Origin of the sequence: Vibrio sp. 1S139, from assembly GCF_041439475.1 — a bacterium.
In the GTDB taxonomy this organism is placed as follows: Bacteria; Pseudomonadota; Gammaproteobacteria; order Enterobacterales; family Vibrionaceae; genus Vibrio; species Vibrio crassostreae_C.
The window spans coordinates 1-13902 of the sequence record NZ_JBGOOD010000046.1 but is presented as its reverse complement, the minus strand read 5'-3'; the positions used below and the strand labels follow the sequence as shown (position 1 = coordinate 13902).

General features: G+C 44.3%; 11 protein-coding genes and 2 pseudogenes. 8 read left to right on the top strand and 5 right to left on the bottom strand.

The window, feature by feature from the left end:
• The first annotated feature begins 113 nt into the window (after positions 1-113).
• Positions 114-1014: pseudogene (locus ACED46_RS15410) on the top strand (LysR substrate-binding domain-containing protein).
• A 68-nt stretch (positions 1015-1082) separates the two neighbouring features.
• Here the strand turns inward: ACED46_RS15410 and ACED46_RS15405 are convergent.
• From ACED46_RS15405 to ACED46_RS15390, 4 genes are all read right to left on the bottom strand, one after another.
• Positions 1083-3431: a glycoside hydrolase gene (locus ACED46_RS15405; RefSeq protein ID WP_371721825.1), complete on the bottom strand. Its 2349-nt coding sequence runs from the start codon at positions 3429-3431 to the stop codon at positions 1083-1085.
• A gap of 103 nt (positions 3432-3534) precedes the next feature.
• On the bottom strand, positions 3535-4347 hold the full coding sequence (locus tag ACED46_RS15400; protein ID WP_017060501.1) for a DUF2861 family protein: 813 nt from the start codon (positions 4345-4347) through the stop codon (positions 3535-3537).
• A complete protein-coding gene (locus ACED46_RS15395; protein ID WP_371721824.1) occupies positions 4347-4994 on the bottom strand; it encodes a response regulator transcription factor in 648 nt (215 codons plus the stop codon). Before ACED46_RS15395 ends, ACED46_RS15400 begins: the two co-directional genes overlap by 1 nt.
• Positions 4972-6381 carry a DUF3404 domain-containing protein gene (locus ACED46_RS15390; RefSeq protein ID WP_017066450.1) on the bottom strand — a complete coding sequence of 470 codons (1410 nt, stop codon included), beginning with the start codon at positions 6379-6381 and terminating at the stop codon, positions 4972-4974. The genes ACED46_RS15395 and ACED46_RS15390 overlap by 23 nt, the downstream gene beginning before the upstream one ends.
• Positions 6382-6624: 243 nt before the next feature.
• Here ACED46_RS15390 and ACED46_RS15385 point away from each other — a divergent pair, with 243 nt between their 5' ends.
• The gene (locus tag ACED46_RS15385) at positions 6625-7158 is read left to right on the top strand and encodes a YbhB/YbcL family Raf kinase inhibitor-like protein (protein ID WP_017060498.1); all 534 of its coding nucleotides are present in this window, start codon (positions 6625-6627) and stop codon (positions 7156-7158) included.
• A gap of 89 nt (positions 7159-7247) precedes the next feature.
• The gene (locus tag ACED46_RS15380; protein ID WP_371721823.1) at positions 7248-8045 is read left to right on the top strand and encodes a helix-turn-helix transcriptional regulator; all 798 of its coding nucleotides are present in this window, start codon (positions 7248-7250) and stop codon (positions 8043-8045) included.
• A 30-nt stretch (positions 8046-8075) separates the two neighbouring features.
• Here the strand turns inward: ACED46_RS15380 and ACED46_RS15375 are convergent, their stop codons facing one another.
• Positions 8076-9269, bottom strand: coding sequence for an MFS transporter (locus ACED46_RS15375; protein WP_371721822.1), 1194 nt, complete (start codon positions 9267-9269; stop codon positions 8076-8078).
• A gap of 132 nt (positions 9270-9401) precedes the next feature.
• Between ACED46_RS15375 and ACED46_RS15370 the strand changes: the two are divergent.
• The 5 genes and pseudogenes from ACED46_RS15370 to ACED46_RS15350 form a co-directional block, all read left to right on the top strand.
• Positions 9402-10031: pseudogene (locus ACED46_RS15370) on the top strand (D-serine ammonia-lyase); the annotation flags it as partial.
• A 209-nt stretch (positions 10032-10240) separates the two neighbouring features.
• On the top strand, positions 10241-11041 hold the full coding sequence (locus tag ACED46_RS15365; protein WP_065583740.1) for a hypothetical protein: 801 nt from the start codon (positions 10241-10243) through the stop codon (positions 11039-11041).
• A gap of 226 nt (positions 11042-11267) precedes the next feature.
• Positions 11268-11729, top strand: coding sequence for a hypothetical protein (locus tag ACED46_RS15360; RefSeq protein WP_029235242.1), 462 nt, complete (start codon positions 11268-11270; stop codon positions 11727-11729).
• 357 nt (positions 11730-12086) lie between these two features.
• Complete coding sequence (locus tag ACED46_RS15355) at positions 12087-12950, top strand: delta-class carbonic anhydrase (protein WP_371721821.1); 864 nt, start codon at positions 12087-12089, stop codon at positions 12948-12950.
• A gap of 235 nt (positions 12951-13185) precedes the next feature.
• Positions 13186-13812: a LysE family translocator gene (locus tag ACED46_RS15350; protein ID WP_371721820.1), complete on the top strand. Its 627-nt coding sequence runs from the start codon at positions 13186-13188 to the stop codon at positions 13810-13812.
• Positions 13813-13902: the final 90 nt, after the last annotated feature.

The following is a 13902-nucleotide window of genomic DNA, read 5'->3' as shown; positions in this document are numbered from 1 at the left end:
TTGTTTTTATTTAGATGTAACGAATTGTAAATGAATTCGATTGATTGATAAGATAGGAAAAAAGGGAAACACTGTTGCAAAAATCTAACTAATGGCGCTCTGGGAGAAGTACGATGGACTTAAATGCTGTGACTGTTTTTACACAAGTTGTTGATTGTGGGAGTTTCACGCACGCAGCTGAAGCATTGAACATGACCAAGTCGACCGTCAGCCGAAAGCTAGACGAGCTGGAACAGCATCTAGGTGTGAGGTTGATCACTCGTTCGACACGAAGTTTAGTCTTAACGAGAGGGTGAGCGCTTTTATCAGTCGAGCATGCAGATGCAAGAGATCATGAACCAAGCTGAGCTAGAGGTTTCAGCCAATCAGGATTTGATCCGAGGGCAGTTAAATGTTGTGTTGCCTGTCGAATTGGGGCATCAAGTATTAGCTAAATACATCCACAGCTTCCTAAAAGAGCACCCAAACGTGACTTTGAACTTAGAACTGTCGAATCGAGAAGTCGACATCATTGCGGAGGGGATCGATCTTTACGCACAAATTGGTGAGCTAGTGGACTCGAGCTTGGTTTCTCGCTACCTCACAACATCAAAGCGTGTATTGGCAGCCAGCCCTGAGTATTTAGAGCAGTTCGATGACGTCTCTTCACCCGATGATCTTGAACCGCCATTCAGAATGATTGAGGTGGTGAACAAGGCCGCGCGTCTACCCAAGTGGCATTTACAATTAGAAGGCGGAGAGTCGATTTTGATCGATCTACCGTGTCAGTTGCGGGTGAATACCATCACGGCATGCCTAACAGCGTGTGTGGATGGGCTCGGCTTGGCGGTGCTTCCTGAATTCATTTGTCGGGAACACTTTAAGACAGGTAAGCTGATTCGTCTGTTAACTGAATATGAGATGCCAGAAGTTTCAGTAAGCCTAGTGTATGCAGACAGGCAGTTGATGCCGAAACGTAAAAAGGTCTTTATCGACTATCTACTGACTGCCTTTCAAAATAGGAAGCAAAAGTAACGGGGAAAACCTTAGCGGTTAAGTGCTTAGGCTTCCTATTATTCGTTATTGTCTAAACCGTATCGAAGCTAACTATGATCGGGCTGCCAGTCGACGACTTGCCCATTCGCCAATATAGCTTTGACCGATAGGGCAGCAATATCGACACCGTTGTAACGAAATGCCTTGTTAGAAAAGTTAGCAATGATCTTACTCCCGTCACTGAACTCAGTTTGTTGAACATCGCCGCTCTTATCTAACCATTCGGAATCGACTAACTGTTTATCCCATAACTGTTCGTGCATTGGTTCAAAGCCATCTTGATAGTGTTTGAGTGCTTTGATTCTCTGGCTTGAACTTGATAAAGCTTCATCTCTGGTCAAGTGAACCATCGGTGGTGTGTTGTACAGCATGGCGGTTAAGTCACGTTCTGCTTGTACATTAGTGAACTTAAGGCTGTCTGAATGCCAATGGTGCGTATTGATTGCTTCATCATGGAAAACGGCTTGGTAAAGTGGAATTCGATATTGTGGCGAAAATAGTAGCGACTTGTAGGGCTCTTTAACCTCGGCCGGCTTAAAGAAGAAGTCGGGCTTGTGGTCTGGGTACCAACGACCTAAGTAATAGGGAGATTGGCGGTTCTCTTTCATGTCTTTGTCTGTCCAACCAAAACCAACCGTTTCTAAGCCGTGTGAAAACGCGATGCCTTTTGTTGTTAGGCTGTTGCCGTCTTCAGAGCCTAATACTAACGAAGGTTGCTCGCTAAGCCACTTCATTCGGTTGTTGAACGCAGAAAGCATGTCTGATTCGTCGTTTGTATTGCCATTACTGTCTATAGAGACGCGGTAATCTTCACGTGCCATGGCGGTTGCATCAACATCTAAGAACAAGCTGTTGAAGTTGCCGAATCTCATAATGTCTTGAGCACGCTGTTTTACGTATTCTAAATGGCAGTTCGGGTTTAAGTAAAAGCCGTTTCCACGAAATCCTTTTTTCAAACTCCCATCCGCTAGTTCAATCGCACAACTTTGACGCATCGGCTCTGGTAATTGAGCGGTTAGCCAGTTGTCATTGAGCTTCGCAGGAATTGCGGTGTTGTAGGAATCGTAAGTACCGACCAGATATCCGGACTGTTTTGCCAGACCCACAGCGTTAGGTTGATAGAATGCTGGCATCCAATTGTCGAATCCTAGCCACAGTTTTTTTAAACCTGCCTTATTTAGATTAGCGACCATGTCTGAAGACAACGCTTGTCCCCAAGTATCTGACGAGTTTAGGTACGGGGAAGCGTGCTTTAGCAACCAGTTCTTCTTATCCTGTGCTGCTTTGTATTGCGCTTTAATCGTGTTGTCTTCGAGTGTCGGATTACCAACAGGATATAACACCTGCAATGACTGGATAATAGAGTCCAACAATAGTTGTTTGTGGTACTGACTGAACCAATCTTTCCCCTTGGAGAGTGACGATAGCTCTCTTTTCGCTTCCGCAGAAACGCTTAGTTTAGAGCCCTCTAGATACCATGTTTTCAATCCCCACCAGTCACTCACATCTTGGATGCTTAATGGGTCTTTGCCAAATAGGTAAACGTGGCTCGCGCCGATCAACTTAGTCACATCTGGGTTGCGCTTTTGCTTTGCTACAAGCGTATCAGACTGGTCATTATTGATGCGCCAATCTCGGTATTGTTTGGCACCATCTAACCACGAGTCTCCGAGGGTGATACGAACAAGAAAAGGTTGTGACTGATTGAGCATCGTAAATTGGTGTGCTGCCTTCATATCAATTTTGGTTTTTGTATTTGAGGAAGCATTAGAGGATGCATCTGAAAAGAGCAGTTGATTGTTGGTTGCATTAACCATTTGATAGCTAATGAAATGATTGTTTTGCTGTACTGTCCAAAAAGGCATCTTCAAGTCTTGAGTAGTGTTACTTCCAGAATGGTTACCGACGAGATAACTTGCCCAAAGCTTGTTGTCAGTAGGCACGCGCATACCTTCACTAAACGGAAGAAATAGTGTCTGAGTTTGTTGTTCGGCAAGATCAAACCACGCCAATTCGATGGGTTTGTTTCGTTTCACCTGTATATTTGAAGGTAAGCTGAACTGAAAAGTGAGCTGGTCTTGATTAAGCTCTGCCTTAACGTTTATTCCACTGGGTACTAAGGTCCAAGTGGCGATTTTTGCTGAGTCAGCTTTATCGGAAAAGCCAATGACCAGATTGGTCGCTTTCTGTGGTTGGCTATCAACGGTGAGAGCAGCACTGTTAACGCTTAAGCCGTTCCAATCGACCTCTAAAGTATTCGATGAGGTAGCGACGGTATTGTTGTTACTGGTGAGCGTTATTTGGCTCGCTTGTGCGTTGGATGAAAACAGACAAGCTGTTGTTAAAGCCACAATGGCAAAATTAGAAAGATTGAGTGGGTGACGTACGCTGAGCATATTTAGATTCCGTAAAGGGTAACTACGGTTATTACACCTAAGTAGCGCTAGTGCTTTGTCACCTATATGTCTCTATTTTCTGTTTGGCTTTAGTGGTTTTCCATTAGAAAGGCACGGCGACGCGCTGCACATATTGGACTTCAATAGCGCCTTGGTATTCAAACATTTCAACCGAAGCACTCAAGTGCTTGGCTTTGGTTCCAAGTGGACTTTCTGTGGGAACGGGTGCTTGCGCTGTTTTGATTGGCACTTTGTAACCCAGCAGGTTGTAGTTTTCATCAAACCATTGCCAACTCACGTTAGCGTCGGGGCAGTTGTCGATCACCTTTGGAGGCGAGAGCACGATATGTGGTTCGCTGAGTTTACTTTCGAGCGTCAGCCATCGATTACTGTTATTTAAAGCGACAATAATAGGGTAGTGATTTGAACCTATCTTTAGTTGATAAACACCAGATTCGGGTTTGATGAACATTTCATTGGTTTCAATCTCTTGATACTCATTATTGGAAGCGAGTTGTCCATCGAGAAGGACTTTACCTTTAGGCGATACCAAAGAAAGAGTTTGAGTTTCTGAGCCTTTGCTGAGTTGCTCGGCAGAGACTTTGATTTGATAACCGTGCGACGACAGGCCATAGCGTCGAATGAAGCTGACTTGGATGTGGTGTTTTGGCTCAGCACTTTGTTTGAGTAAGGTTCCACATTGAGTCTGGCTCAGGATCTCTTGTTTGACTGGCAGCCAAAGCTCACTATCGAGTGATTTGTGATCGAGTGCGATTTGCAGCTCTTGCCACGCAACTTGAGGTTGGTCATCAAGTAGAGATTGATAGGTGTGCTGCAATGGCGTGTCGGTAAACCATGCCGCATGACTTGCGAGCGGCAATGTGTAGATCAGTGCGGTTAACGAAGTAACTTTCATTATGATTCCCCGGCCAAGCGGTAATCAACGCCACGATGTGTTTCTATATTCAATGTTGGCAGCTTCTGGCGTAAGCGCAGTATGTGATTATCAATAGTTCGGGTACTAGGAAAAGCCTGATATCCCCAAATCTTATTGAGTAATTCATCTCGGTGAAACACACGACTTTGGTTCTGAACAAACAGTACCAATAGCTGAAACGCTTTAGGTTTTAGTGTTACAGGGCTTTCATCCAGATAAGCGATCCGTTCCGACAAGTTGATTTGGATATTTGCGTAAGTTAAGAGGCTCACACCTAACGGACGTAGCTGGGTAATGACTCGAGCGAGTAATTCGTCGTTCGAAAATGGTTTAGTCACATAGTCTTTGGCACCCGCCATTAAACCTTCAACACGTTGTTGAACTTCTACTTTAGCGGTCAACACAATCACAGGCAGCGCTTTGAGGAGCAACCAGTTTGGAAGGTGTTGCAAGCTGTCCCCATCTTCAAGCTGTCGATCCAGTATCACAAGATCGGCTCGAAACCATTTCTTACTGGCATTCTCTGAATCCTTCGCCCAAAGGCATTGGTAACCATTGGATTCAAAGAAGCTGACGAGGCCTTGTCCAAGCAGTTGGTCGTCTTCAATCAGCAGTAGGGTGTTCATAAGCAATTTCCAAAATACATCGGGTTGGGTTACGAAGAATAATGAGGCGGCCATTCGCTTGCTTCATCAAGTGCTCGACAATAGTCAGGCCAATGCCCATGTTATCCAGTTCGTGCGTTTCACTTGGCGTGACACCAGACATGAGCCGTTGTATCGGTGAAGGGAAGTGCCCCTCGTCTTGTACCTCAATCGTCAGCTTGTCACCGAGTTCGACCTTTACCAAAACCTCACCTTTACCATGTTGTTTGGCATTCTTGATTAGATTATCCAAGCAGATGGTTAGCCAGTAATAGGGAAGGTTCAGTTCAACTTCACGCGCTTCACATTGATAAGAAATATTGTGCTTTTCACAGACATGATCGAGCCACTCTTCTAATGAAGCGTTTTGCTTCAACAAAGGCTCTGACTGATCCGAACTTAGGTACACTTTGCTGTTTTCGGTGAGCTGAGAAAGCCTTTGATAGTCAGATATTAAACGCCAAACCGCACTTTGAGTTTCATCAGAAAAGTCATCGTAGCGATTTCTAAACATTTCGACGGTTAAGCCTAGGCTAGTAATAGGCGTGCGCAGTTCATGAGTAAGAAGCTGTAAAACGAACTGCCTCTCTTTTCGTTGTTTTGTTCTTAGGTATAAGACTCTAGCGAGCCCGGAAAGCAACGTTAGCAGCAATGTAAAGATCAACGTTTTCATGATCAGATTGTCATTGCTAGGCTCGTTTAAGCACACGTTACTGTAACGAAAAGTACAGGTTTCACCTGCCAAAGATACCTCTTGTTGCTCTGCGATAGGTTGCCAAACATCTAAGGGAATAGCTTTCCAGCCTTGTTCGCCACTTAACCAAAGCACATCATCTTGTTGCCAAGCGCGGTATCCATTGAGCAGTGCTTCTCTGCCTTGTGCACTTAGGCTTTCTAGTTTGTTATATAAAGGGTGCTGAGGGTTGGTAAGACTCAAAAATGGGCGTATCTGCTCGGTCACATCTGGGTAAGCGGCTAAATAACGACCAGCAAAGCTGCCACCGGCAGGGTGACGTTTGGAGTGTGCTGCAAACCAAATCGAATCCAATGTTTGTTGCTGACACAGAGCGAGCTCGAACTCGATGGCTTCATGTAATGAAGGGTTACTGCTTTCAATCGCTTGGCAGTGATCTTGTATTGACGCTAACGCTGCGATGTCGTCCCAACTGAATTGGTTGAAATCAGGATAGCGGCTATTTTCATGGAGCAGAACTTTCGGATACTGAGCCAACTCTTGTTGAGATACTAAGAGTGGGGATGATTGCCAGCTCAGTTGATACAGAGTTTGCCACTTATCTTGCAAACTTTGGGCATTGACTAGGGTTGGGAGCCAAAAGATCAAGCAAAGAGCTAATGTAAACCTGCGCATCCAATCATTCTCGTTAAAAGTCGTGGGGCGAGTCTAAAGAGTTTTGGGCGCGATTTGTAACCTGAATGTCAACAAGTGTTCTTTTAACAACAAATTGTCGAGTGGGTCATGCTTTTAAATAATAAAGTACAAATACAGTAAGTATCATTTATTTGAAATAAAATAGATAATTGTGTACTTACTGTCATTATTGGGCGAAATGAGGGGACTATACTGGGCTCATACCTAATAAGAGGAACCATCATGAAACTCATCATCAAATCAGTATTGGCAATCAGTATTTTGGCTACAGGCTCTGCTCATGCGTTCGAATTAACCAGCAACGATATTCAAGAAGGTCACCCAATGGCAAAGACTTTTGAATACTCTAGTTGGGGTTGTGACGGCGATAATCAATCACCACAATTGATGTGGAAAGATGCACCAGCAGGTACCAAAAGCTTTGCTATCACAGCTTATGATCCAGATGCACCGACTGAAAGTGGCTTCTGGCATTGGGTTGCGTTTGATATCCCTGCAACTGTGAACGAGCTACCTCGCGGTGTCGACATCTCTAAAGTCGGTGGCAAAGAAGGTCGCATTGATTACGGTACAGTTGGCTACGGTGGCGTTTGTCCTCCAGAAAAAGATGGTATGCACCGTTACCAGTTCACGGTTTGGGCATTACCAACGGACAAACTTAACCTCGACGAAAATACGCCGTCGGCTGTGGTTGGATTTACGTTGAACAGCATGGCTTTAGACAAAGCTAAACTGACCGCAACTTATACACGTTAATAGCTTATGTACGTTAAAGCTTATACACGTTAATAGCTTATGTACGTTAAAGCTTATACACGTACATAATAAGTAAACAAGGGGATGAGATGAATCATCAATATCAAGTGACGATCTTTCGTGCAGAGCAGTTACAAAAACTGCGTAATGTGAGGATTCTATCCCCTAGTATCATTCAGATTATTACAGGCAGTAAGCGCCTGTTTTGGAAAGATTCAGCGGCAGAGCTCTCACATTCTGAGCTGTTGTTGTGTGAGGCATCAGCTTCACTAAGTTTTGAGAACATGCCCCACAAAGGGCGCTTCTTGTCGCGAGTGTTCAGCTTTCAATTCCAACCTTCTCAGGCGATGCTTGATTTAAGTGAGGAACGGTCGAATGATCTGGGACTGCCTACAGTAAAAGCGGATCGAAACTTACAAGACTCACTCAATGCTCTGTTCTCTTTTGATACACAGAGCATGAGCAAAGAGACTCAACAGTTTTGGTTGCAGGGCTTGTACCAGCAATTAGCTGAAAAAGGGGTGATGCATCTATTGTTTGTCAGTGCCAACGTCTCGTTTAGCCAAAAGCTCAGCCATTACCTTTCACATTCACCAGATGAGAAACATCCATTAGAGTCGGTGGCGGAGCGTTTTGCGATGAGCCGAGCGACGCTGATTCGAAAACTCAAACTGGAAGGTATGCAATATCGTGAGGTATTAGCTGAAGTTCGCTTGAGTCACGCGCTTTATCTGATGCAAAACGGACAACAGAACGTGGCGATGTTGGCTCAGTCTTGCGGTTACCAATCGGAAGGGCGTTTTAGTCAGCGCTTTAAAGGCAAGTTTGGTTTGTCGCCAAGTGAATACATCAAAACCGTCGTCAGCCATAGAGTCGCGAGCAAATAAAGTCGCGACGCCATAATCATTCTGTTTGGCCTAAACGCTTACTTTCTTATCTCGTGCTGCCAATGCCGCGAAAATCGTACACGCAAAGGCAACAGATGCGATCAGCAGAATCGGCACACTCCAAGAATCTGTCTGGGCATGAAGCTTACCCACCAGCGTTGGACCAGTGGCTGCCAACGCATAACCGATTCCCTGAGCCATACCCGACAATGATGCGGCTTGGCTGCTATTCGATGTACGCAAGCCAACAAAAGAGAGCGCGATAATAAACGTCGAGCAGTTGGCTAATCCGAACAGTCCCACCCAAAAAATCGCAAACTCAGGCAAATACAGAAGACCAATCAATCCAATAAATACACTCGATGCACACAGAGTGATGAGCCATTGTTGATTGTCACTTTTGGCTAAGAATGGCAGTAACAGCAGCCCTGGAACCATAGTCGAAAACTGCAAAAATCCATAAATGTAGCCTGCATCGATTTCGCTGTAGTCAAGGTCGTTCAAGATCTGTGGCAACCAGCCAGCCAAAGAGTAGAAGGTAAATGAGTTAAGCCCAAGCGCTAACGTTACTTGCCACGCTACGCCGCTTTTAATCATCTGTTTCATCGGCAGAGGTTTGTCTTGTTGCTTGTTATTGCTGGCCGAAGATGAGCGTTTTCTGATTTTAGGCAACCAGATCATCAAAGCTAATATTGGAAATACCAAGTTCATTAACAGCGCTAATTGCCAACCCGTGATCGTAAATAAGGTTAGATTTGAAAACGGCACCATCAAACTTGAGCCTAACGTCGACCCGATGCCCATCGTAAAGATGTACAGAGAAGTCACAGTAGCGATGCGTGTCGGGAAGCTAACTTTCACTACTACAGGCAACAACACATTACCAATCGCGATACCAAGCCCGATCATCACCGTGCCGATATACAAGGTTGGGGTTAACCCAGCAGAGCGCAGTGTAATACCCGTAGTGATCAGAACTAAGCCTAATAACAGGCTAGGCTCTAGACCAATTCGTTGGGATATCTTGGTGACTAATGGTGAGAATAAGGCAAAAGTTAACAGTGGCAAAGCTGTTAAGAAGCCTGCAGCCGATGACGTAAGGTTGAGGCCTTCCATAACCTGAGAAAGCACAGGAGCCAAGCTCGTAAAAGGCCCACGAAGGTTAAGTGCTAGGAATAGAATCCCTAACATCACGAAAATGCTATTACGAAGAGAGGCGCTCATAGGTTGTTCTACTGTTTGCTTATGAGAAGACAGGCTAGCCTACAGATCATTGAATGATTACACAAATACCGTTTAAATAGGTTTACTAATGATTGAACCTGCGCAGTACGCGCTTAGCCAGAAAAGTCACCCATGACTGTATTAAATATCGACAAGCTCATCTCGGACTTCCCACTGCTTCAACAATTGATTGCATTGGAAGAAGTGGTTTGGTTTAACCCAAATGTGACGACTCTGGAGCGCGGTTTGCTTTATGTGGGATTAGGCGAACAAGATATTCACGATGCGAGCATGAGGCTACAAAGGTTTGCTCCTTATCTAGCCAAGGCGTTTCCTGAAACTCAAGCGACCAATGGCATCATCGAGTCTGAGCTTATTGACATTCCATCTATGAAATCAGCATTGGGAGCACATTATCAGCAGCCTATAAAAGGGCGTTTGATGATGAAAAAAGACAGCCATTTGCCAATTTCAGGCTCAATCAAAGCTCGCGGTGGTATTTATGAAGTACTAGCGCATGCCGAGAAGCTTGCGATTGAAGCCGGGTTACTGTGTGAGAGCGATGACTACAGTAAGTTGCTCGAACCTGAATTCCGTGACTTCTTCCAACAATACAGCATTGCGGTAGGCTCCACAGGTAATCTAGGCATGTCGATCGGTATCATGAGTGCAAAATTGGGCTTTACTGTCTCTGTTCATATGTCGGCAGACGCGAGAGCTTGGAAGAAAAGCAAACTTCGTGAGCATGGTGTCAACGTTGTTGCAAATATGAGCTGCTAAAAAGATAAGTCATGATAGAAGAGTGTTGTTTATAGCTTGTACACACTCTTTCTCACCTCTAAATCCCACCTTAATTCAAACAATAACTTGCACAGATCGTTATCCAAAACACACATTTTATAAATTAAGCTTCTTAGATGTTCTAACTATCAGTTAGGTTGAGTGGCATTCAACTTGATAGGGATTGAGCAATGCAGACGGACAAAGTGATACAGACAAGACACATAAACACACCAGAAAAATTACTCCAGCGTTTAGATGCGATTGGGGAGTCTTTGGAAGCATCGGGTAAGGCTCATGCTTTGCTGGGATTGGGCTCAGTAGGTATTGAAACAGAACGACTTGATCAGTATTCAGATGTCGATTTTTTCGCAATAGTGCAAACAGGGCACAAGCAGTATTTCTTAGACAGTTTGCATTGGCTATCTGATATTCACTCAATCGACTACGCAGTGAGAAATACCGTCGATGGCTATAAAGTTCTGTACGCTGACGGAATCTTTTGTGAGTTTGCAGTGTTTGAACCCCACGAGTTAGCGCACATTCCGTTTGCTGAAGGGCGTATTGTTTGGCAGCAACATGAATTTGATACACAGTGTTGTGTTTCACCAATAAAAGGGGAGACAGACACTAATTCCCAAGATTGGATCATTGGTGAGGCTCTAACCAATCTTTATGTGGGTATGTCTCGTTATAACCGAGGCGAAAAGCTGTCGGGCAGTCGGTTCGTTCAATCTTACGCACTCGATCGTTTGATCGATCTTGTGGATCAAACTGAACAGTCTGAGCCTGAATTCGTTGATGAATTTATGTCGGATAGAAGGCTAGAAGCACGCTTCCCTAAGTTTGCCCAATTGCTACCAACCTTTACCCAAGGCTACGAGCGCACCGCTGAATCGGCACTTGCCCAACTAGCATTCCTCAACACCCACTTCGCAGTCAACCAAGCCATGTGTGACCGAATCTCTGAACTGTGTTCCAGTAAAGATTAAGCTTATAGCGTGTGAATCCCCAAGCCTAACTGACACCACCTTTCAGATGATAAGCGGCGGGCAACCTAATTGAGCTCTCGAATTATTATTCTTAAGCACTAAACCCGTACGCTTTTGTTTACTCTTCAAGACCGTGACTGTTCGTGTTTACTCCGCTTATCACTGGATGTCGTCAGCCAAATAAAATACAATCGAACAATGTTTTATTAATTCGTGCTTTATCATTATGATGAGAAACTTACTCATATTCATCGTTAGCCTGTTCTTCTTAACAGCCTGTTCTTCAACGAGTAATCATCAGCTAGACGACGAGACATTGAGCAACGAAGACGCTATGTCGAAAAGTATAGAGGGAGAGAGTAATCTCGAGACTTCAAAGGATACAAACGCTGAGACCAGCGTTGATTCTTCCCATGATTCAATCGTTAATCATCAACCACTCACTAACCTTGATTCAAATAAAGACACGATAGCTCACGCCAATGCAGAGCCAGAATCAGTGGAGCCTTCTCAAATAGAAGCGACAGAAACAACTGAAAGCGATGCTAAGAGTGGCGGTGAAAAAGGCATCGGAAGCTATTTTATTCGTCATAATAAACCGACTAAGACGGTGATTAAATCACTAGAGGGCGTGACAGATGCATTGAACGTCATGACGTTTGGGATATTTGCCACCGGTAACGGTTAAATCGTTAACTTAGAACCACAACCTAATAGATAGAATGAAACGTGAAGGCGAGCCAGATGGTTCGCCTTTTTTGATCTTCTAAATCTGGCCACCATTCTTCCTAAGAATCGTGCTCACTTATCTGAGCGCTGAGTCAGGCGACGGTTAACGAAAATAGGAAATTATTAGTTCTGGAAGGGAGTCGCCGAATTTACCCTGTTTGACTTGTTATATGTATCAAGGGTTCTAATACTCATCCCAAAGTAAGTAATGAAATCTAATCTTACAAAGACAAGTCTTATATTCACTTACGAGCATAGTAAGATGTTTGCTGTTATGTCGGTTTAGGTTTAGTTATCAATATTCTAGGGAAGAAAAATGAAGAATAAGAGTGTGTTTTTAAGTGCCGCATTGGTGATGTTGTCAGCTCATGCAAATGCATCAGACGCGAGCCATGAGTCTGTATCAGATGGTGTTATCGCAGAACAAAGAGCTAAGCTTTCTGAAAATACCCAAGGACAAGGTTTTGGCCCGCAAGCCCCACGAGATTTGGGTTCATTAGAAGGAACCAATACCAGGCTGTTCTCGGATGCCCCTGATTCAACAGCGATGAACTTATGTAATATTCACTTCCATAAAAATGCTGAGCATAAAGGCGGCGAGTTTACTCAATACGCTGGTAACGGTGATGGTAAGGGATTCCAGAGTGGCTTTAAATACACAGGCAAGCTGAGTTCTGCTGAGCTGAAACCATTTGAGAGCAAGGTTTGTCCGAGCGAGCATGGTTCTTTGCATTCGGGTGACACTATTGAAGTTCACTATGTTTATTCAACGGCGCAAGTTGAACCGGGTGAAACATTGGGTGCTTGTTTTAACGACGCAATTACCAACCCGCAACTGCGTGTAGAAACCCAAGTTTACGTATTAGTGAATGACGACAGAGCACTCGACTTTGAAGCGTTCGCTAAACATTCAAAAGTGAACGGCTTACACCAAGCACCAAACATCCCACAAGATACTGGCTCAGCGATCCAATACGCAGGCTCTACAACGGGCCCTGGTTACAATGAGCAAGGTTCACCTTTCCAAGTAACATGGAGCGTTAGACCACAAGTCGCGAAAGTAAATATCGCGACAGTAGGTAGCTGGTGTGAAGGCAATGACTTTAACGAAGATCACGCCCACGGTGTGAGAAACTTGGTGGTTAACCCTGAGCTGTTATCACCTATTCGTAATGACTAAACGGTTCTGACGAATAAAATGATCAAGGCGAGCCAATAGGTTCGCCTTTTTTATGCCCTAACGAAAAGCACTTAGGTTTTAGGTTTAATTAAGTCTGGTGGGTAAATTACGTGCGACACTTATTCAAAACATGAGTTGTGTAAATAGAACTTAGTCAAAAACGTTCTTTACCAGAATCGAAGCTCCATGATACGTTCATGATCAATTATGTTGGGTTATAGAAAAGGACAGTCCAATGTCATTAGAAAGTGCGATTACATTCTTTATTGCCATGTTTGTATTTGGTATTACTCCGGGGCCTGGCGTCTTTGCCATTTTAGCTCGTGCTATGGTTCAAGGATGGCGAAAGTGCGTCACGCTTTCGTTAGGTATGATATGCAGTGATCTTATTTACCTTGCGCTTGCCTGTTTCGGTCTAGCAACGATTGCCGAGAATTGGTCGATTGCGTTTGAGGTGATTCGCTACGTTGGTGCAGCTTATTTGATTTACTTGGGCTATAAGATGTTTAAGATCTTACCTGAAGTGCAAGGCTCAGCTGAACTCGCCGCCAAACAGAGTCAGAAATCCGAACTCGCGAGTTTCGCGCAAGGCTTTTTGATTTCAGCATCAAACCCTAAAGTGATTCTGTTTTATATTTCGTTCTTGCCGACTTTCATTGATTTGACGGTTTTACGCTCACAAGATATCGTCTTGGTTTCCGTTTTAGCATTTGTTGCTTTGATGTCTGGTGTAATGCTGATTGCGATGGGTGCGGGCAGAATGGCGAGTTTACTTAAAACGCCACGCGCACATAAAAGACTAAATCAAAGTGCTGGTGGAATAATGATTGCTGCTGGCTCATATTTGGCGATCAATCGATAAATACGAATCTTTAAACAAAAAGGCCTCACACTGTGATAATGCCGATCGTTTAAGAAGACTTGAACGATCCTGCAGTTAGCAGATAATCCC